Raw genomic sequence first — 20,719 nt, 5'->3', positions numbered from 1 at the left:
ATACGCCTCGTGGCATTTAAGTAATGATTACCCGTCAAATGACTAGCCGATGAGTCATTCCTTTGACAATGAAAATGACTCATCCTGCCTATCCATTATCTCATTGTATAAGGATAATTATTTGTACAATTCCTATTATTTTAAATAGCCTTAATAAGATATATTACTTGCAAAAAAAACATATAAGATCTTATATAAGAAAATAAACATTATATTAAATAGATAAAACCTATTAAAGGTTCCAATAATTCAAAGATAAAACCATTTCGTTATTTTCAATGATGCAAATAAAATATGCCTTAGATAAACAATATTTATTTACACATATTATATCGCGTTCAACATAAAAGCATTAAGAGATTGTTTTAAAGACGAAATGTTATTTTCAACACCAGGCACTCTCTTATGGAAGAGACAATTATGAAAATTAAATACTTGCACCACCCAAAATCAATGCTCGCAATCGCTGTGGCACTGGCTGTACAAACTGCCGCCGCAGCGAATGTGGATAATATCAATCTGTTAGCTGTTACCCCTCCGACCGGAGGCAACAGTATTGTCCTTGTTAATAATAATGACACACTCACCCTTTCTAACACAGAAAATACTGAGAGTTACTGGAATAACTTCAGTACATTACGTGTTGGAGACGCTAGCGCCGGATCAATGATCATTGACGGGCGGGATATTCTGACAACAACAGGGGCGGAAATTGGCCGTGCGGCGACAGGCTCCGTGACATTAACCAATGGCGCAACCTGGGAACTGAATAATTCGTTAATTCAAATTGGTCTGGAGGGCGGTACCGGCATACTGAATGTACATAACGGTAGCAAAATCACCGGTATTGCTGGATTACGCGTTGGCGAATTTTACGAAACGGGAGAGGGTCTACTTTCCATCGACGGTGCTAATTCATCCGTTGCGACCAACCATATTATCGTTGGGGATCAGAATCACGGTAAATTATTGATTACCAATGGAGGTAAACTCTCAACGACGGAGCACATGAGTATTGGTTACGTCGGCGTGACAGATAATAGTAATCGCAACGGTTTTGGTGAAACATTGGTCGACGGCGCGGGCTCCACCCTGGATGTGGCAACGGCCATCAATCTGGGCGGATTCTCTACAGCGAATAACACCGCGAAGGGGATCCTCACCGTCAGCAATGGGGCAACCGTTAAGTCCGGATCGTTGATCCGTCTCGCCTATGGCAACGGTAGTACCGGGATTTTAAATATCGGCGGCGCGCAGGGCGAAGCCGAACAGGCGGCGGGTAACATTGAGGCGTCTCGAATTTATCTAATGAATAACAGCGGCTTAAGCACCGCTCTTCTGAACTTTAACCACTCAAGTCAGGACTTCGTGCTGGCATCACGAATCTACGGTAATGGTGAAGTCAATCATGTTGGGTCCGGTATCACCACGCTCACAGGAGCCAATACCTACAGCGGCAACACGCTTGTCTCCAGAGGGACGCTGCGCGCAGGTGCGGAGAATACGTTTAGCGCCGCGTCAGATTACACCGTCAGCGAAGGCGCCAGTCTGGATCTCAATGGTTATTCGCAAACCCTGAACTCGCTGGATCTGGCAGGTACAGTAACGCTCTCCTCCCCATCACAAGCCAGAGCGGCCTTTACGCCGACCACGTTAACCATCGCGGGCAACTACGCGGGTAACAACGGTCTGCTGGCCTTGCGTACCGTACTGGGTGATGACCTTTCCGCGACTGATAAAATGATTGTCCGTGGTGACACCAGTGGCACTACACGTGTCAGCGTCACCAACGCTGGCGGCGGCGGTTCGCAGACGGTAGAAGGCATCCCCATTGTGGAAGTGGAAGGTGCCTCTAACGGGACCTTCGTCAAAGAAGGTCGTATCGTCGCGGGTGCTTACGATTACAACATCATTAAAAAGAACAACCAGAACTGGCATCTGACCAGCGAGGCGATTCCGGATCCGTTACCGCCAGATGAACCCGCGCCAGCCTCACCAGAAACGCCAGAGCAGCCTATTCCCCAGCCTGGTGAACATCAGTATCGCCCGGAAACCGGCAGCTATCTGGCGAACACCCTTGCCGCCAACACGCTGTTCACCACCCGGCTTCACGATCGTCTGGGCGAAACCCAGTACACTGACGTCTTTACAGGCGAACAGAAAGTCACCAGCCTGTGGATGCGCCACATTGGCGGACATAACCGCTTCAAAGACAGTTCCGGGCAGATCAGCACCCAGAGTAACCGCTACGTGATGCAACTGGGCGGCGATATCGCGCAATGGAGCACCGACGGCCTCGATCGCTGGCATCTGGGTCTGATGGCCGGTTACGCCAACAGCAAGAGCCGCAGCCACTCCAGCCTGACCGGCTACACCTCTCGCGGGGAAATCAGCGGCTACAGCGCCGGTCTGTACGGCACCTGGTATGCCAACGACGCCGATAAAACCGGTGCGTATGTCGATGGCTGGCTGCTCTACAACTGGTTTGATAACACCGTGTCCGGACAGGGTCTGGCGTCTGAAAAGTATGATTCAGACGGCATCACCGCCTCTGTCGAAACAGGCTACACCTGGAAACTGGCCGAATTCAGCGAGCGTAACGCGCTGTACATCCAGCCTAAAGCGCAAATCACCTGGATGGACGTGCAGGCTGATACGCACGTTGAGAAAAACGGCACCCGGGTGGTGGATAAAACCGACGGCAACCTGCAAACGCGTCTTGGCGTCAAAGCCTACCTGCAAGGCCATAACGCCATGGATGACGGCAAAGGCCGCACCTTCCAGCCGTTCGTCGAAGTCAACTGGGTCCACAACACGCAGAATTACAGCGTGCAGATGGATGACATCAGCAACGACGTGAAAGGCAGCCGCAATATTGGCGAGCTGAAAGCCGGTGTTGAAGGCCAACTGACGAAGAACGTCACCCTGTGGGGTAACGTTGCCCAACAGATTGGCGATAACGGTTATAAAGATACGCAAGGTATGCTGGGGCTGAAATACAGCTTCTAATCCCTTCCCCCATGGCGACATGGAGATTTATCACAAACCCTGACCTTGTCAGGGTTTGTGTTTTTAGGGAGCAAAGCGATCTTTCAGATTCATCAACAGGTTGGCGGCCATGACAAATGCTTACACTCGCAATGCTATGCTTATTATGAGCATCTCAACAATGGAGCTGATGATGAAATTATCCCGAGGACTACTGACAGGCATTCTGCTGACCGCCTCCCCGCTGGTTTTTGCCGCCCCTGACTCCTGCGAACGCGTCAAGAGTGATATTGAGCAGCGCATCATCAATAACGGCGTGCCGGAGGCCAACTTCACCCTGAGTATTGTGCCAAACGATCAGGCTGACCAACCGGATTCACAGGTCGTCGGACATTGCGCTAACGACACACATAAAATTCTTTACACCCGGACCAGCAGTGGTAATGCCCCTGCCAGCACCACGCCTTCTCAGGAAGGCGCCAACGCCGAACCCCAGTAATTCCGCCTGTTTTTTCCCCTCCGGCAACGGAGGGTTCCCCTCACTTTGATATGCATTAATAACCCCTACCCATTAAGGGGTAAAATTCATTTCTGTTTAGCATGTCTCTGATATCGATATAGAAAATATTATACAGCGATCTGTTTTGAAGGTGCGGCATCTGCACAACGCCCTCCACACCACGTTGATTAAAACAGAAAAAATGCGAATGGCTGTTCCCCGGACAAGGAAGCAACCAGGCCAGTTTTTGACATTAGCAAAGTGAGCAACCATGAAAATCACCACGCCTGAGGCCCTCATGAAGGCCAATATCAGCCGCCGTAGTCTGGTGAAATCATCCGCTATTGGCAGCCTTGCGCTTGCCAGTAGCGCTTTCACCCTTCCTTTCACCAGTATCGCCCGCGCCGCCGACGGCATGACGCCAGCGCCGGTCGAAGAAAAAGCGGTCTGGAGTTCCTGTACCGTCAACTGCGGAAGTCGCTGCCTGCTGCGTCTGCATGTTAAAGATGACACCGTTTACTGGGTTGAATCTGACACTACCGGCAACGATGAGTACGGAAACCACCAGGTTCGCGCCTGTCTGCGCGGTCGCTCAATACGTCGCCGCATGAACCATCCGGACCGTTTGAAATATCCAATGAAACGTGTTGGTAAACGCGGCGAAGGGAAATTTGAGCGTATCTCCTGGGATGAAGCGCTGGATACCATCGGCGACAACCTGAAGCGGATCCTGAAAGCGTATGGCAATGAGGCGGTTCACGTACTGTACGGCACCGGTGTCGACGGCGGCAACATTACCAACTCCAACGTCCCTTACCGTCTGATGAACTCCTGTGGTGGCTATCTTAGCCGTTATGGCAGTTACAGTACCGCGCAAATCAGCGCCGCCATGAGCTACATGTTTGGCAGTAACGATGGCAACAGCCCGGATGACATTGCCAACACGAAACTGGTGGTGATGTTTGGCAACAACCCAGCGGAAACCCGCATGAGTGGCGGCGGCGTCACTTATTATGTTGAACAGGCTCGCGAACGTTCAAATGCGCGAATGATAGTGATCGATCCGCGCTATAACGACACCGCCGCCGGACGTGAAGACGAATGGCTGCCCATCCGCCCCGGTACGGATGGCGCACTGGCGGCTGCGATTGCCTGGGTGCTGATTACGGAAGATCTGGTCGATAAACCGTTCCTCGACAAATATTGCGTCGGCTACGATGAAACCACCCTGCCTGCCGACGCGCCGCGTAACGCGCATTACAAGGCCTATATCCTCGGTGAAGGCCCGGACGGCATTGCCAAAACACCGGAGTGGGCTTCTCATATCACCAGTATTCCGGCGGATAAAATCATTCAACTGGCGCGTGAAATTGGTTCGGCGAAGCCGGCCTATATTTGCCAGGGCTGGGGACCTCAGCGTCACTCCAACGGCGAGCAAACCGCGCGGGCGATCGCCATGCTGTCGGTGCTCACCGGTAACGTCGGTATCAACGGCGGCAACTCAGGCGTCCGTGAAGGCACCTGGGATCTCGGTGTGGAATGGTTTTCGATGCTTGATAACCCGGTGAAAACGCAAATCTCCGTCTTCACCTGGACCGACGCTATCGATCACGGCACCGAAATGACCGCCACACGCGACGGCGTGCGTGGTAAAGACAAGCTGGATGTTCCTATCAAATTCATGTGGTGTTACGCCAGTAATACGCTGATTAACCAGCATGGCAATATCGCCCACACTCATGACGTGCTACAGGACGACAGCAAGTGCGAAATGATTGTCGGCATCGAACATTTCATGACGGCATCGGCGAAGTACTGCGACATTCTGCTACCGGATTTAATGCCGACCGAGCAGGAAGACCTGATTTCTCACGAATCCGCCGGCAACATGGGCTATGTGATCCTCGGTCAGCCCGCGACTTCAGCGAAGTTTGAAAGAAAACCGATCTACTGGATGCTCAGTGAAATCGCCCGCCGACTCGGCCCGGACGTCTACCAGACATTCACTGAAGGACGCTCGCAGCATGAATGGGTGAAATACCTGCATGCGAAGACCAAAGAACGCAATCCAGAAATGCCGGATTACGAAGAGATGAAGCAAACCGGTATCTTCAAGAAAAAATGCCCGGAAGAACATTACGTCGCCTTCCGCGCCTTCCGTGAAGACCCCACTGCTAACCCGCTGAAAACGCCGTCAGGGAAAATTGAAATTTACTCTGCGCGACTGGCCACTATCGCCAATACCTGGGAACTGAAGCAGGATGAGATAATCCATCCTTTGCCCGCCTATGCACCCGGTTTTGACGGCTGGGACGATCCGATCCGCAAAACGTACCCGCTGCAGCTCACCGGATTCCATTACAAGGCGCGCACTCACTCCAGTTACGGCAACATTGATGTCCTGCAACAAGCTTGCCCACAGGAGATCTGGATTAACCCGATCGATGCCAGTGCGCGTGGGATTCAACACGGCGACACCGTCCGGGTGTTTAACAATAACGGTCAGATGCTGATCCCTGCCAAAGTGACCCCACGCATTCTGCCCGGTGTCACGGCCATCGGTCAGGGTGCGTGGCTCAAAGCCGACATGTTTGGTGATCAAATAGACCACGGCGGCTCCATTAACATCCTGACGTCGCACCGCCCTTCGCCGCTGGCCAAAGGCAATCCTTCGCACAGTAATCTTGTTCAGGTTGAAAAGGTCTAAGGAGTAACCGATGACAACTCAGTATGGATTTTTTATTGATTCCAGCCGTTGCACCGGGTGCAAAACCTGCGAACTGGCCTGCAAGGACTACAAGGATTTAACCCCGGACGTCAGCTTCCGCCGCATTTATGAATATGCGGGCGGAGACTGGCAGGAAGACAATGGCGTCTGGCACCAGAACGTGTTTGCCTACTATCTCTCTATTGCCTGTAACCACTGTGAAGATCCGGCCTGTACCAAGGTCTGTCCGAGCGGGGCGATGCACAAACGGGAAGACGGCTTTGTGGTCGTTGATGAAGATGTCTGCATCGGCTGTCGTTATTGCCATATGGCCTGTCCGTACGGCGCGCCGCAGTACAATGCCGCCAAAGGTCACATGACCAAGTGCGACGGCTGTCATGACCGCGTGGCGGACGGCAAGAAACCTATCTGTGTGGAGTCCTGCCCGCTGCGGGCGCTGGACTTCGGTCCGATTGACGAACTGCGTCAGAAACACGGCGATCTGGCTGCGGTTGCTCCGCTTCCAGGCGCGCACTTCACCAAACCGAGTATTGTAATTAAACCGAATGCCAACAGCCGCCCGACCGGGGATACCACCGGTTATCTGGCGAATCCGAAGGAGGTCTGAAATGGGAAATGGATGGCATGAATGGCCGCTGGTGCTGTTTACGGTACTCGGCCAGTGCGTCGTGGGCGCGCTGATTGTCTGTGGAGCAGGCTGGTTGGCGATGAAAGACGATGCCGCCGCCCGGCAACGACTGGTTCGCAGCATGTTTTTTCTCTGGCTGGTGATGGGGCTGGGATTCCTGGCGTCAATCATGCACCTGGGGTCGCCGATGCGGGCATTCAACTCACTCAATCGCATTGGCGCATCCGGGTTGAGCAATGAAATCGCCGCAGGCTCCGTCTTTTTCGCGGTGGGTGGAATCTGGTGGCTGGTCGCCGTTCTGGGTAAAATGCCGCCCGCGCTGGGTAAACTCTGGCTGCTGGTCAGTATGGTACTGGGGGTCGTCTTCGTCTGGGCAATGACCCGGGTTTACCTGATCGATACCGTGCCGACCTGGTATACTGGCTATACGACGCTGGCGTTCTTCATGACGGTGTTGCTCAGCGGCCCGCTGTTCGCAGCATTGCTGCTGCGGGCGTCCCGTGTCACCTTTAATGGAACCCTGTTTGCCAGTATCAGCGTGCTGGCGCTACTGGTCAGCGTGGCGGTCATCGTCCTGCAGGGCATGTCGCTGGCAACCATTCACAGTTCGGTTCAGCAGGCTTCCGCGCTGGTGCCGGATTACGCCTCTCTGCAGGTATGGCGCGTGGTGCTGGTCGCTGCCGGACTGGGCTGCTGGATCTGCCCGCTGGTACGCCGTAAAGAGCCGCATGTCGCCGGGTTGCTGTTGGGGCTGCTCCTCGTGCTTGGCGGCGAAATCATTGGCCGCGGCCTGTTTTATGGCCTGCATATGACCGTCGGTATGGCGGTGGCAGGTTAACAAATCCGTGCGGGGAAACCCGCACTTTTCAGGATGTTTCAGATGACTGATTTTACTCAACGTGATGATTTTGCGATGACGGCACGCGTGCTGGGGGCGCTGTTTTACTACGCCCCCGACAGCGCCGAAGCCGCGCCTCTGGTGTCTGCGTTAACCGCTGATGACTGGCAGACACAATGGCCGCTGGCAGCGGAAACCCTGTCCCCGCTGGCAACGGACTTTACACGCGTCAGCGATGAGTCACTTCCCGAGGCATTCCAGCGCCTGTTCGTGGGACCCTACGCGTTACCGTCGCCGCCCTGGGGATCGGTCTGGCTAGATCGTGAAAATGTCCTGTTTGGCGAATCGACGCTGGCCCTGCGTCAGTGGATGCGCGACAACGGTATTCACGTCGAGACAGAGCAGAACGAACCCGAAGATCATTTCGGCTCGTTGTTACTGATGGCGGCGTGGCTGGCGGAAAGTGGCCGACACAGCGAATGCGAACAACTGCTGGCGTGGCATCTGTTCCCCTGGTCATCCCGCTTTCTGGACGTCTTTATTGAGAACGCCGGTCATCCTTTTTATCAGGCACTCGGTAAACTGGCGCATCACACCCTGGCACAGTGGCGGTCTCAGTTGCTGACACCGGTGGCAGAAAAAACGCTCTACCGCTAACCTTCTTAAGGCAGGTTTTTCCTGCCTTTTCTGATACCTGCATTACCTTAAAATGTTACAGCGTCACTTTTATTTCAGGTTTTTAAGACAATTCTTTACATACCCTGCTTATCCTTTACGGCATAAGGCCAAATCGCGTTTGCCGATTAATCGTCTGCGTATCTAATTCACCTTCCCGCTGGAATCCTTCCCACCCTGTTGCTATAGCTCAAAACACCCTGCCAAACCATGGCATAACAACATGCGACGATTTTTCGCCGCCATAACGCATGCAAACAGGGAGACACACTGCAATGCACACATCCACGTTAACCCGCGTGCTGGGCTTTAGTATTGCCATCATTCTGCTACTGGCGCTGCTGGTATGGGGAATTGGCATCGATACCCTCAAATCGCGTCAGGTTGATTTGCTTTATCTCGGTCAACAGCACCTGATTTTAGTCCTTACCTCGATGTTTTTTGCCCTGCTGGTCGGTATTCCAAGCGGTATTTTGCTTAGTCGCCCCGCCGCCCGCGGTATTGCCGAATATGTCATGCAGATCTTCAATATTGGCAATACCTTGCCCCCGCTGGCCGTTCTCGCGCTGGCGATGGTGATTATCGGCATTGGTGACATGCCTGCCATCGTTGCGCTGTTTCTGGCGTCGTTGCTGCCGATTGTGCGTAACACCTGGGCAGGATTGAGTTCTGTACCGTCGTCGCTGATTGAAGCGGCAAACGGCATCGGTATGACGAAATGGCAACGGTTGCGTCAGGTAGAAATCCCCAACGCCTGGCCGGTAATACTTTCCGGGATCCGCATTGCCACGGCGATCAACGTCGGTACTGCCCCGCTGGCGTTTCTGATTGGCGCCAGCAGCTACGGCGAACTGATTTTCCCTGGCATCTATCTTAACGACTTCCCGACATTGATTCTGGGAGCCACCGCCACCGCGCTATTCGCCCTGATCCTCGACAGTCTGCTCGCCTGGCTTGGGCGCGTCCTGAGCCCACATACGGCCTGATGGCAATGATAAGAACAAGGAGCGCTAAATGAATCTCAAGAAAAAATGGCTGGGATGGTTCACCGCCGCGCTGTTCATCAGCACCCAGGCTCAGGCGGCCCCGATTATTCTCGCCACCAAAAGTTTTACCGAGCAGCACATTCTCTCGGCAATGACCGTTCAGTATCTGCAAAAAAAGGGATTTCAGGTTCAGCCGCAGACCAATATCGCCACAGTGATTTCGCGTAATGCGATGATCAATAAACAGATTGATATGACATGGGAATACACCGGCACTTCACTGATTATTTTCAACCACATCAATAAGCGAATGAGCCCGCAGGAGTCATACGACACGGTAAAACGCCTTGATGCCAAACTGGGACTGGTATGGCTGAAACCGGCAGATATGAACAACACCTACGCCTTCGCCATGCAGCGCAAACGTGCCGAAGCGGAGAACATCAACACCATGTCGGAGATGGTGGCGAAAATTGAACACATTCGCCAGACCGATCCCGATAACAACTGGCTGCTGGGTCTCGACCTGGAATTTGCCGGACGTAGCGACGGAATGAAGCCGTTGCAGCAGGCCTATCAGATGGATCTCGACCGGCCGCAAATCCGCCAGATGGACCCCGGACTGGTTTACAACGCCGTACGCGATGGCTTTGTTGACGCCGGTCTCATCTACACCACTGACGGCCGTGTGAAAGGGTTTGATCTCAAAGTACTGGAGGATGATAAGGGCTTCTTCCCAAGTTACGCTGTCACGCCGGTGGTGCGTAAAGAGACGCTGGAAGCCCATCCGGGACTTGCTGAGGCGCTCAATACCCTCTCGGCCCAGTTGAACAATGACGTGATCAGTTCGCTGAATGCGAAGGTTGATATCGATCACCAGTCACCTCAGCAGGTTGCTCGTGAATTCCTGCAACAAAAGAACCTGCTGTAAGGAGCGCATATGGATACGATTCACTACATGATGGATAACGCGGGTTATCTGGCGATGCTCACCTATCAGCATCTGTGGCTAGTGGCGCTGGCGGTTGGGTTGGCGATTGTGATTGGCGTGCCTCTGGGGATCCTGATTGTCCGCCACAAATGGCTGGCAACGCCGGTGTTAAGCGTCGCGACGCTGCTGCTGACAATTCCCTCTATCGCCCTGTTCGGGTTGATGATCCCCCTGTTTTCGCTGATCGGTCACGGAATTGGCGCACTGCCCGCCATTACCGCCGTGTTTCTTTACTCGCTGCTGCCTATCGTGCGTAACACCCATACCGCGCTGGACAACCTCCCGCCGGGCTTACGCGAAGCGGGTCGCGGTATCGGCATGACCTTCTGGCAGCGCCTGCGTTGGGTGGAGATCCCGATGGCATTACCGGTGATTTTCGGCGGTATCCGCACCGCCGTGGTCATGAATATCGGCGTCATGGCAATTGCCGCGGTGATTGGCGCAGGCGGCCTGGGATTACTGTTACTGAACGGCATCGGCGGCAGCGACATTCGCATGCTGATTGCCGGTGCATTGATGATTTGTTTTTTAGCGATTGTGCTCGACTGGCTGTTACACCGCCTGCAAGTCGTTCTGACACCTAAGGGGATACGATAATGATAAAACTGGAAAACCTCACCAAACAATTTTCACAGAAAAAGGGTCAGCCGCTGAAGGCCGTCGATAACGTTAATCTGAACGTGCCGGAGGGAGAAATGTGTGTTTTGCTGGGGCCGTCGGGCTGCGGTAAGACCACCACCCTGAAGATGATTAACCGTCTGATTACCCCGAGCAGTGGCAACATCCTGATAAACGGTGAAAATACCAATGAGATGGATACCGTGACCCTGCGCCGTAATATTGGCTATGTGATCCAACAGATTGGCCTGTTTCCCAATATGACGATTGAAGAGAACATCACGGTCGTCCCCCGCATGCTGGGCTGGGACAAAGCCCGCTGTAAAAGCCGCGCCGAAGAATTAATGGAGATGGTGGCGATGGATGCCAAAAAGTTTCTGCATCGCTATCCAAAAGAAATGTCCGGCGGTCAGCAACAGCGTATTGGCGTGATTCGCGCCCTGGCGGCGGATCCGCCGGTCCTGCTGATGGACGAGCCGTTTGGCGCCGTCGACCCCATCAACCGCGAAGTGATCCAGAATCAGTTCCTTGAGATGCAACGTGCGCTAAAAAAAACCGTGATGCTGGTGAGTCATGATATCGATGAGGCGCTGAAACTTGGCGATCGCATTGCTGTGTTCCGTCAGGGACGGATTGTCCAGTGCGCCAGCCCCGATGAACTGCTGGCCAAACCGGCCAACGATTTTGTCGGTTCATTCGTCGGTCAGGATCGAACGCTTAAGCGTCTGCTGCTGGTTTCGGCGGGCGATGTGACCGATCAACAACCGACGCTGACTGCTCAGCCGTCCACGTCGCTGAAGGAAGCCTTTGGCATTATGGATGACAACGATATTCGCGCCATTACGGTGGTGGATGGCGAAGGAAAACCACTGGGCTTTGTGAAATGTCGCGAGGCGCGCCAGGCCAGCGGCACCTGCGCAGATATCATTCATCCCTTCCGTATTACCGGTAAAGCCGAAGATAACCTGCGGATTGTGCTCTCCAAACTGTATGAAAGTAATACCAGTTGGATGCCGATCGTTGACGAGGAAGGACGCTACAACGGTGAGATCTCACAGGATTACATCGCCGATTATCTCAGTTCCGGACGTACCCGCCGGGCGTTGAACATTCACGAAGAGTGAGGGTTTGTGAAATGACCGGGGAGTATCGTCTGCTCCCCGGTTTATTGATGTCCTGTGTTTGCGTCTGTCCTGTCGGGGACGTTACGCCATGATTCTGTCGACCGACAGGACGCTACCCAGCATTGACAGGCGAATGTACTGTCCGAGTTCACGCTGCTCGGCACGCGGTAAATAAGGCAGTTCGCCAATCAGCGGTGCTGGCAGTTTTTTGCTCAGTACATCGATAATCTCTGCGTAATGTGCCAGACCCGGATTAATACGGTTAGCGACCCAACCGATCAGCGGTAAACCGTCATTGGCGATCGCCTGAGCCGTCAGCAGCGCATGGTTAATACAGCCTTCCTGAATACCGACCACCATCAACACCGGTAACTGCTCCTGCACCACCCATTCGGACAGTGGACGCAGATCGTTCATCAGGCTGCGCCAGCCACCCGTGCCTTCAACCACGACATGATCAACCTTTTCGCTCAGGCTAGCCAGCCCGTTAGAAAGCAAGGTGTAATTGATTGGGCCACTGTGGGCCACGCTGCTTTCATCTTCGCTCAGGGCGATGGGGTTAACCGCCTCATAGGGTAATTCCAACGTCGACACGCTTTGCAGCACCAGCGCATCCCGGTTGCGCAACCCTTCGGGCGTCTCTTTGCTGCTTTTCGCAACCGGTTTATATCCTGCAACGCTTTTCCCCCCCGACGCTAACGCTTGTAGCAATGCGCGGGAAACAACCGTCTTCCCAACAGAAGTGTCTGTACCTGTAATAAAGAAACGCTTCAGCATCACCAACTCCACCGTTATGCTTCGAAAATATAAGCCAGGAAAATAATACAGTGGAGAAAGTCTAAGGTATGCCCGGTGGAATCAGCTTGAGTTAGCGCAATTTTTGGTAGAACAGTTAAAAAATGTTAACCCTGTAATAGACGAATCAACAAAGAACCATTATACATCGCGTCTTTTACCAGCGCGGCTCCCGCCATTGTCCCCTGATTAGAGAACTGTGTGCTCTCAACGACCATATTTTTGCTGTAGGCCGGTAGCGCCTGCTGGCGGATGCTGTCCGCAATCGCCGGAAACAACACGTCTGCGGCGTTACTGAGTGGCGATCCAATCAGGATTTTTTGCGGATTGAACAGATTGACCATAATGGCAAGGATACGGCCAACGTGGGTTCCCACGCCGCTGATAATGTCTTTTGCCAGCAAATCGCCCTGCAACGCCGCCTGACACAGCGAATCGACCGTCAACGGCTGGCCGTGAAGCGAAGAGCTCATGGATTGCGCCAGTCGCAGTTGCGCCAGCTCCAGCACACTCTCCACGCTGGCGATGGTTTCCAGACAGCCGTGGTTGCCGCAGTAGCAGCGTTTTCCGTAAGGATCGACCTGGGTGTGGCCAATCTCCACCAGGCTGCTGCTACCCGCATGCAGTAAATGACCGTCGGTAATCACCCCGGCGCCAACGTTATGATCGATGACCACCTGAATGACATCGCGCGCACCGCGGGACGCGCCAAACAGCGCCTCTGCCATCGTCCAGGCACTGATATCATGCTGAATGTAGACCGGCACGCCGGTGTGCTGTGCCAGCGTATCACCGAGCGGCATCTCTTTCACATCGGCATAAAACGGCATACGATGCACGATCCCATTCTCGGTATCGATAATGCCGGGTAAGGTAATGGCAATGGAAGTCAGACGTTCGAGCTTCTGCTGATGACGAATAAAAAACTGATCGACCAGCGTGACAATACGCGCCAGCAACGGCGTTTCATCGTTGAGCGGCAGTTCAAGACAGTCTTCTACGACCAGCTTGCTGCTGAGATCGCGCAGGGCGAGAAAGATTTCTCCACGACTGATGCGAAGGGACAGATAGTGCCAGGCTTCGGTTTCCACCACCAGCCCCACTGCCGGGCGTCCGCGACTCCCCGCTTCTTTAATTTCCAGTTCCTGGACCAGATGCGCTTCCAGCATTTCACGCACAATCTTCGTGATACTGGCGGGTGCCAGTTGCGCAAGACGCGAAAGATCAATACGCGATACCGGTCCCAGCTGATCAATCAGCCGATAAACGGCGCCCGCATTGGTCTGCTTTATTTGATCGATGTGCCCAGGCTGACTATCAGCAACCACCTCTGACTCCCTTTATTTTCGCGCTCCGAAATAATCTGTAGGCTATGGTGAAGCACTTCAATACACAACGTCAACTTTTTACTTAGCCGTGTGATTAACTGCACATTTTCAGCCGTTATTAAATGAATTTAAGCGTTCCTGACGGCCTGAATTAATTGCTGACGAAAGCGTAGCGCCGCCTGGCTTGGTTCATGATGCGCCGACCAGACCAGCCACATTTCCGAAACCGCATCGTCTTCCGCAATCGGTACCCAACACATCTCATTGAGCTGCACTTTTTTAAACGAGGCCGGAAGGATCGACACCCCTAATCCGGCAGCGACCAGCCCAATGATCGTCATCGCCTCACCGACCTCCTGGGTAATCACCGGCGTCAACTGGTAACGGCGCATCATGCCGAGAATATCGTCATAAAGACCCGTTCCGACGTGCGGGTCAAAGAAGACAAACGGCTCTTTCGCCAGTTCGGCCAGCGTCACCACCGGCTTTTGCGAAAGCGGGAAAACCCTGGGGATCATCGCCATCAGCGGTTCATGCAAAATCACCTCATGATGCAAGCTCTCTGGCAACGGGGTATTGCGCATCAGGCCCAGATCCAGCGCCCCTTCGCTCAACGGCGCCAGCTGTTCGCGGGTGTTCATCTCGCGGGTCTGCAAATGCATATCCGGGTATTTCTGGCGGAACAGCGACAGGGTATCCGACACCGCGCGGATAAACGGTGCCGACGAGGTAAAACCGATGCGCAACTCTCCGGCTTCCCCCTGATGCAGACGCTCCGCACGGGCGGCGGCATCATTGACCAACCCGAGGATCTGCCGACTGTCGGCGAGAAATTGCTTGCCAGCGGCGGTCAGGGCGACGCTACGGTTAGTTCGCGCGAGCAGGCGCGCGCCGACCTGCTGCTCAAGCATCTGTATTTGCTGGCTCAGCGGTGGCTGCGAAATGTTCAGTCGGGTTGCGGCGCGCCCAAAATGCAGTTCTTCCGCCACGGCAACAAAGTAACGAAGGTGACGCAGTTCAATATTCATATTTTAAACGTATTATTTGAGACTATTAATATATTAGACAGAATAATGAGATTTTCCTACTCTACTCAACAAGGTTATGCCCGTCCCCTCAAAACACGGGTTTGTTGCGCAAGGATTTCCAGTGAGTCGTACTACTACTGTCAATGACGCGACGGCGAGCGATATTGACGACCAACGCATTTCTCAGCCGGTTCAGTTTATTCAACGCGGTACTTCTGCCTTTATGCGCGTCACGCTGGCGCTCTTTTCTGCCGGACTGGCGACTTTCGCCCTGCTGTACTGCGTCCAGCCTATTCTGCCGGTGTTGTCCCATGAGTTTGGCGTATCTCCCGCCAGCAGCAGTATTTCACTGTCGATCTCCACCGGAATGTTAGCCGTTGGTCTGCTGTTTACCGGTCCGCTTTCGGATGCCATCGGGCGCAAGCCGGTGATGGTGACCGCGTTGCTGCTCGCCTCCTGCTGTACGTTGCTCTCGACAATGATGACCAGCTGGCATGGCATTCTGGTGATGCGCGCGCTGATCGGCCTTTCACTCAGCGGCGTGGCAGCGGTCGGGATGACCTATCTGAGTGAGGAGATTCACCCCAGTTTTGTCGCATTTTCAATGGGGTTGTACATCAGCGGCAACTCGATTGGCGGGATGAGCGGACGTCTGATTAGCGGCGTGTTTACCGATTTCTTTAGCTGGCGTATTGCGCTGGCTGCTATTGGCTGCTTTGCGCTGGCATCAGCCCTGATGTTCTGGAAAATACTGCCAGAATCACGCCACTTCCGGCCCACGTCGCTGCGCCCCAAAACGCTGTTTATTAATTTCCGGATCCACTGGCGCGACCAGGGACTGCCGCTGCTGTTTGCCGAAGGTTTTCTGTTGATGGGGTCGTTCGTCACCCTGTTTAACTACATCGGCTATCGTCTGATGCTTTCACCATGGGAACTCAGTCAGGCTGTGGTCGGTTTGCTTTCCGTCGCCTATCTGACCGGAACCTGGAGTTCACCGAAAGCTGGTTCGATGACGGTACGTTACGGGCGCGGTCCGGTGATGCTCTTTTCCACCGTCGTGATGCTGTTCGGTTTGTTAATGACGTTGTTCAGTTCGCTGTGGCTGATTTTCGCCGGAATGCTGCTCTTTTCAGCCGGATTCTTTGGCGCGCATTCGGTGGCCAGTAGCTGGATTGGGCCGCGTGCGCGTCGCGCCAAAGGCCAGGCCTCTTCGCTGTATCTGTTCAGCTATTATCTGGGGTCCAGTATCGCCGGTACGCTCGGCGGTGTGTTCTGGCATAACTATGGCTGGAACGGCGTTGGGGGATTTATCGCGATTATGCTGGTACTGGCTATTCTGGTCGGCACACGACTGCATCACCGTCTTCACGTCTAGTCTGAAAGAAAAGCCCGGGCTCACCGGGCTTCTCGCCTCTCAACCAACAGTGGTTACCACATTCCTAAGATTGATGAAAAGCCCATCAATTCTCTGACGGCATCCAGTGCCAGAAGAGCAAAGACAACCCAGTGGAGTGGATTCATTTTGCTGTGTGTGATTATTGTTATTGAACGGGTACGATGTTCCCGTTGGCTACTATAAAAAAGGCTATCGATAAACATAACTACCCATTATGGTGGGGGAACTCAACCCGCCTGTTACGTCGAAGAGGTTACATGGACAACAAAAACTATCAACAACTTACCCGCACCTTCCTGCGTCTCTCTCGCTTCTCGCACCTCTCCGCCATCGCCAGTTGGGATATGTTCGCCATGATGCCACCCGGCGGCAGTGCGGCGCGGGGTGAAGCGCTGGCGGAACTGAGCGTTCTGGAACATCAAATCCTGACCGAACCGAAAGTGGCGCAATGGCTTGCCACTGCCGCCCAGGAGGATCTCAATGATGTGGAACAGGCCAATCTGCGGGAAATGACGCGTCTGCATACCCAGGCCGCGTTGTTACCGGAGTCGTTGGTGGAGGCCAAATCTCTCGCCGGCAGTCGCTGTGAACACGCCTGGCGCAGTCAGCGCCCCGCCAACGACTGGCAGGGATTCTCTGCGAATTTAAAAGAAGTCGTGAAACTGAGCCGCGAAGAGGCCAGACTGCGCGCCGACGTGAAAGGTTGTTCTCCCTATGACGCACTGCTGGACATTTACGAGCCGGACATGACCAGCGCACAGCTGGACGGCCTGTTTGCCGATCTCAAATCGTGGCTGCCGGATCTGCTCAACCGCGTGGTTGCCCGCCAGTCACAGCAGTCGCTGATTGCCCCTGTTGGCCCCTTCCCGACTGCCGTTCAGCGCGAACTGGGACTGGAGACAATGTCTGTACTCGGTTTCGATTTTAACGCCGGTCGCCTCGACATCAGCGCACATCCCTTCTGCGGCGGCGTGCCGGAAGATGTGCGCATCACGACGCGCTATGACGAAAACGAATTACTCAGCGCCCTGTTTGGCGTGATCCACGAAACCGGCCACGCCCGCTATGAGCAAAACCTGCCGCGTAACTGGCTGGGTCAGCCCGTCGCCCTTGCCCGCTCCACCGCGATCCACGAATCCCAGAGTCTGTTTTTTGAAATGCAGGTAGGACGCAGCAATGCATTTTTAAGGCGGCTGCTACCTGCCGTGAAGCGTCATTTTGGCGATCAGGCTGCCTTTGAAGAGCAAAATTTCATTGCCTGGAACCAGCGAGTGAAACCCGGTTTTATCCGCGTGGATGCGGATGAAGTCAGCTACCCGGCGCACGTCATCCTGCGCTATGAGATTGAGCGCGCATTGATCAATGGCGATATTGAGGTGGACGACATTCCGGCGCTGTGGGACGAAAAAATGCAAACCTGGCTGGGCCTGTCAACAAAAGGGAACTATCGCGACGGCTGCATGCAGGACATTCACTGGACGGACGGCGGGTTTGGTTACTTCCCTTCTTACACGCTGGGCGCGATGTATGCCGCACAGTTGTTCAGCGCCGCGAATCGCGCATTGCCGGATCTTAGTCAGCAGATTGCAGGCGGCGATTTCAGCGCCTTGTTTGACTGGCTGCAACAGAACATCTGGCAGCACGGCAGTCGCTTTACCACGGCGCAGTTGATTACTCAGGCTACCGGAGAAGCATTGAGCAGCCGTCATTTCCGCGCCCATCTTGAATCTCGCTATCTGTAAATCCCCTCGCCGGGCCGCTGCGCCCGGCGTTGTACATATCGTTACACGCCGAAACCAATGACTCACGGAAGCGCACAGCATCCAGCGATATAGTGATTTCAACGGCCCCGCAGTGGGGTTGAATGAAAAACCAAATCGAGGGTATGAGAATGAAAAAAGTATTAGCTCTGGTTGTTGCCGCTGCTATGGGTCTGTCTTCTGCGGCGTTTGCGGCTGACACTACATCAACTGCACCGGCTGCAGCGCCTGCTGCAAAAGCGGCGCCGGCCAAAACCACACATCATAAAAAACATCACAAAGCGACTACCGAGAAAGCGCCAGAACAAAAAGCGCAGGCCGCGAAAAAACACGTGAAAAAAGCCAAAGCCACGACTGAGCAAAAGGCCCCTGAACAGAAAGCTCAAGCCGCTAAAAAGCACACCAAAAAACACAGCCAGAAACCGGCCGCTAAACCTGCCGCTCAACCGGCTGCTTAAATCCTGACTGTGTAAACTGGCGCGAACCCTTGCGCCATTCTTCAACGGCGCTGAACGCTTTCCCGGTTTAGCGCCGTCCTTTTCGGAGGGTAACATGGTGCGCCGTTATCGCTTTGAGTTCATCCTTATCACGCTTATTTTATGTGCGCTCATAGCCGCCCGCTTTTATCTTTCCTGATCGTAGTACTCTGATTTTTCTCTCACTTTTACGCCGTTACGTCTATAGTAATTACTGAGGGTTCTCTTTTAATAATCATAATTACCCACACAGAGTGTGATATGCGTAAAACCGTTACTGTATTACTGGGTTCGCTGTGCTTTTCATCGGGTATTGCGCATGCGGATAAGCCTGACGCGGATACCGGGACCAGTGAAATCAAAACGTTATTTTTTGGTCAGGACGATCGCGCGCCGGTAAGCGATCCGACTCAATCGCCGTGGGATGCCATCGGACAACTGGAAACCGCCAGCGGTAACCTCTGCACCGCAACGCTCATCTCCCCACATCTGGCGCTCACTGCCGGACATTGCTTGTTAACGCCGCCAAAAGGGAAACCGGATAAAGCCGTCGTCCTGCGTTTTGTCTCGAAAAAAGGTCTCTGGCGTTATGAAATTCACGGTATTGAAGGCCGGGTGGATCCCGGTCTGGGAAAACGTCTGAAGCCCGATGGCGACGGCTGGATTGTGCCACCGGCAGCCGCGTCTTGGGACTTTGGTCTGATCGTTCTGCGCTATCCCCCTTCCGGCATCACGCCGTTACCGTTGTTTGAGGGCGATAAAGCGGCACTAACCGCCGCACTCAAAGAGGCCGGACGCAAGGTCACGCAGTCGGGGTATCCGGAAGATCATCTGGATACGCTCTATTCTCATCAGGATTGTATCGTCACCGGTTGGGCGCAAAGTTCGGTGTTATCTCACCAGTGCGACACGCTGCCGGGCGACAGCGGTTCACCGCTGATGCTGAAAACCGAGGCGGGCTGGCAGTTAATCGGCGTTCAGAGTTCCGCCCCGGCGGCGAAAGATCGCTGGCGCGCAGATAACCGGGCGATCTCGGTGACGGGATTTCGGGAAAAGCTGGATGCGCTGGCCGGGGAACAATAAGGCGCATCGTGCTGCCCGCGAATCGCGGGCAGCGATACATCAGGCCAGTTTAATCATCACCATGCCCGCCAGCAGCAGCACAACGCCTATCCAGCCTTTATGATTCAGACGTTGCCCGAACAGTATCCATCCGGCAGCCAGCGTCGCGGCGATACCAAATCCCCCCCACAGCGCGTAGGCAACGGACAGGTCAATGCCCTTTACCGCCTGTGAAAGCGCACTGAAGGCGGCGAGTACCGCGACCAGCGAGAGAATGCCGTACAATTTCCGACGAAAGCCGTCAGAGAATTTTAAAAAGACGTTGGCGATAATTTCCAGCACGATCGCCATCCCTAACCATGCGGCGTGAACCCATTCAAACTGTTGCATGGGTCACCTCTTTCGTTGACTGACGCGCCTTGCGGGTACCGGATTTGATCAACACGATCCCCACTACCAGCGTCGCCAGACCGGCAATTTTCATGACCGACAGCGGCTCATCAAATAACAACACGCTAAACAGCGTAATAAATAAAATACCGATCCCTTCCCACAATGCGTAAGCCACACCGAGGGCGATTTTTTTAACGGCAAAAGAGAGGAAAATATACGAGGCGGCGATCATCACCAGCATTAAAATAAACCCGCTGTTGTCATCGCTTACGCTTGCCCATTTCATCGACAATGTGCCGGTAATTTCAGCGGCAATCGCCAGACCTAATAAAATCCAGTAAAACATGGTGCTTCTCCTGCTTGAGAATATAATCCTGTGGGCTTGCACAACGCTGCAAACCAGAAA

Annotated in this window: 21 protein-coding genes; 15 read left to right on the top strand and 6 right to left on the bottom strand. The window is 53.9% G+C overall.

Annotated elements, in window-relative coordinates:
* The first annotated feature begins 420 nt into the window (after positions 1-420).
* The 10 genes from KI228_RS10590 (at position 421) to osmV (ending at position 12,075) form a co-directional block, all read left to right on the top strand.
* A complete protein-coding gene (locus tag KI228_RS10590) occupies positions 421-3,009 on the top strand; it encodes an autotransporter outer membrane beta-barrel domain-containing protein (protein ID WP_081097271.1) in 2,589 nt (862 codons plus the stop codon).
* A gap of 169 nt (positions 3,010-3,178) precedes the next feature.
* Positions 3,179-3,487 carry a DUF1161 domain-containing protein gene (locus KI228_RS10585; RefSeq protein WP_080343316.1) on the top strand — a complete coding sequence of 103 codons (309 nt, stop codon included), beginning with the start codon at positions 3,179-3,181 and terminating at the stop codon, positions 3,485-3,487.
* Between the two features lie 271 nt (positions 3,488-3,758).
* Complete coding sequence (gene ynfF, locus KI228_RS10580; RefSeq protein ID WP_141227517.1) at positions 3,759-6,194, top strand: selenate/tellurate reductase subunit YnfF; 2,436 nt, start codon at positions 3,759-3,761, stop codon at positions 6,192-6,194.
* Positions 6,195-6,204: 10 nt separating this feature from the next.
* On the top strand, positions 6,205-6,822 hold the full coding sequence (dmsB, locus tag KI228_RS10575; RefSeq protein WP_141227516.1) for a dimethylsulfoxide reductase iron-sulfur subunit DmsB: 618 nt from the start codon (positions 6,205-6,207) through the stop codon (positions 6,820-6,822).
* 1 nt (position 6,823) lies between these two features.
* Complete coding sequence (locus KI228_RS10570; RefSeq protein WP_061070151.1) at positions 6,824-7,681, top strand: dimethyl sulfoxide reductase anchor subunit family protein; 858 nt, start codon at positions 6,824-6,826, stop codon at positions 7,679-7,681.
* A 42-nt stretch (positions 7,682-7,723) separates the two neighbouring features.
* Positions 7,724-8,338, top strand: a complete 615-nt coding sequence (gene dmsD, locus KI228_RS10565; protein WP_061070152.1) for a Tat proofreading chaperone DmsD — start codon at positions 7,724-7,726, stop codon at positions 8,336-8,338.
* 293 nt (positions 8,339-8,631) lie between these two features.
* Positions 8,632-9,342, top strand: a complete 711-nt coding sequence (gene osmY / locus KI228_RS10560) for an osmoprotectant ABC transporter permease OsmY (protein ID WP_043000752.1) — start codon at positions 8,632-8,634, stop codon at positions 9,340-9,342.
* Positions 9,343-9,370: 28 nt separating this feature from the next.
* A complete protein-coding gene (gene osmX / locus KI228_RS10555; RefSeq protein ID WP_061070153.1) occupies positions 9,371-10,273 on the top strand; it encodes an osmoprotectant ABC transporter substrate-binding protein OsmX in 903 nt (300 codons plus the stop codon).
* Between the two features lie 9 nt (positions 10,274-10,282).
* Complete coding sequence (gene osmW, locus KI228_RS10550; protein WP_043000754.1) at positions 10,283-10,930, top strand: osmoprotectant ABC transporter permease OsmW; 648 nt, start codon at positions 10,283-10,285, stop codon at positions 10,928-10,930.
* Complete coding sequence (osmV, locus tag KI228_RS10545; RefSeq protein ID WP_141227515.1) at positions 10,930-12,075, top strand: osmoprotectant ABC transporter ATP-binding protein OsmV; 1,146 nt, start codon at positions 10,930-10,932, stop codon at positions 12,073-12,075. Before osmW ends, osmV begins: the two co-directional genes overlap by 1 nt.
* A gap of 81 nt (positions 12,076-12,156) precedes the next feature.
* On the opposite strand, the gene bioD is transcribed toward osmV, so the two are convergent.
* From bioD to KI228_RS10530, 3 genes are all read right to left on the bottom strand, one after another.
* On the bottom strand, positions 12,157-12,852 hold the full coding sequence (gene bioD / locus KI228_RS10540) for a dethiobiotin synthase (RefSeq protein ID WP_043000756.1): 696 nt from the start codon (positions 12,850-12,852) through the stop codon (positions 12,157-12,159).
* Between the two features lie 125 nt (positions 12,853-12,977).
* Positions 12,978-14,198 carry a sugar metabolism global transcriptional regulator Mlc gene (gene mlc / locus KI228_RS10535; RefSeq protein ID WP_061070155.1) on the bottom strand — a complete coding sequence of 407 codons (1,221 nt, stop codon included), beginning with the start codon at positions 14,196-14,198 and terminating at the stop codon, positions 12,978-12,980.
* Positions 14,199-14,326: 128 nt separating this feature from the next.
* Complete coding sequence (locus KI228_RS10530) at positions 14,327-15,226, bottom strand: LysR family transcriptional regulator (RefSeq protein ID WP_044254605.1); 900 nt, start codon at positions 15,224-15,226, stop codon at positions 14,327-14,329.
* A gap of 121 nt (positions 15,227-15,347) precedes the next feature.
* Here KI228_RS10530 and KI228_RS10525 point away from each other — a divergent pair, with 121 nt between their 5' ends.
* Positions 15,348-16,601 (top strand): MFS transporter, encoded by a 1,254-nt coding sequence (locus tag KI228_RS10525; protein ID WP_043000759.1) that lies wholly within the window; start codon positions 15,348-15,350, stop codon positions 16,599-16,601.
* 53 nt (positions 16,602-16,654) lie between these two features.
* Here the strand turns inward: KI228_RS10525 and KI228_RS24595 are convergent, their stop codons facing one another.
* The gene (locus tag KI228_RS24595; RefSeq protein WP_224267594.1) at positions 16,655-16,747 is read right to left on the bottom strand and encodes a KPN_01571 family protein; all 93 of its coding nucleotides are present in this window, start codon (positions 16,745-16,747) and stop codon (positions 16,655-16,657) included.
* Between the two features lie 132 nt (positions 16,748-16,879).
* On the opposite strand from KI228_RS24595, the gene KI228_RS10515 reads away from it, so the two are divergent.
* The 4 genes from KI228_RS10515 to KI228_RS10500 all read left to right on the top strand — a co-directional run bounded on the left by KI228_RS10515 (position 16,880) and on the right by KI228_RS10500 (position 19,941).
* Positions 16,880-18,364, top strand: coding sequence for a carboxypeptidase M32 (locus KI228_RS10515; protein WP_061070156.1), 1,485 nt, complete (start codon positions 16,880-16,882; stop codon positions 18,362-18,364).
* A gap of 149 nt (positions 18,365-18,513) precedes the next feature.
* A complete protein-coding gene (gene asr / locus KI228_RS10510; protein WP_043000761.1) occupies positions 18,514-18,840 on the top strand; it encodes an acid resistance repetitive basic protein Asr in 327 nt (108 codons plus the stop codon).
* Between the two features lie 94 nt (positions 18,841-18,934).
* Positions 18,935-19,018, top strand: coding sequence for a small membrane protein YdgU (gene ydgU / locus KI228_RS10505; RefSeq protein WP_099434124.1), 84 nt, complete (start codon positions 18,935-18,937; stop codon positions 19,016-19,018).
* A gap of 101 nt (positions 19,019-19,119) precedes the next feature.
* On the top strand, positions 19,120-19,941 hold the full coding sequence (locus KI228_RS10500; RefSeq protein ID WP_044254610.1) for a trypsin-like serine peptidase: 822 nt from the start codon (positions 19,120-19,122) through the stop codon (positions 19,939-19,941).
* Between the two features lie 39 nt (positions 19,942-19,980).
* On the opposite strand, the gene mdtI is transcribed toward KI228_RS10500, so the two are convergent.
* Together mdtI and mdtJ are read right to left on the bottom strand one after the other, a co-directional pair.
* The gene (gene mdtI / locus KI228_RS10495) at positions 19,981-20,310 is read right to left on the bottom strand and encodes a multidrug/spermidine efflux SMR transporter subunit MdtI (RefSeq protein ID WP_043000763.1); all 330 of its coding nucleotides are present in this window, start codon (positions 20,308-20,310) and stop codon (positions 19,981-19,983) included.
* Positions 20,297-20,659: a multidrug/spermidine efflux SMR transporter subunit MdtJ gene (gene mdtJ, locus KI228_RS10490; RefSeq protein WP_043000764.1), complete on the bottom strand. Its 363-nt coding sequence runs from the start codon at positions 20,657-20,659 to the stop codon at positions 20,297-20,299. The genes mdtI and mdtJ overlap by 14 nt, the downstream gene beginning before the upstream one ends.
* Between the last annotated feature and the right edge of the window lie 60 nt (positions 20,660-20,719).

It is taken from the genome of Citrobacter amalonaticus, from assembly GCF_018323885.1.
Taxonomy (GTDB): Bacteria; Pseudomonadota; Gammaproteobacteria; order Enterobacterales; family Enterobacteriaceae; genus Citrobacter_A; species Citrobacter_A amalonaticus.
Note: the sequence above shows the minus strand (reverse complement) of the source record. Positions and strands in the feature narration are given on the sequence as shown.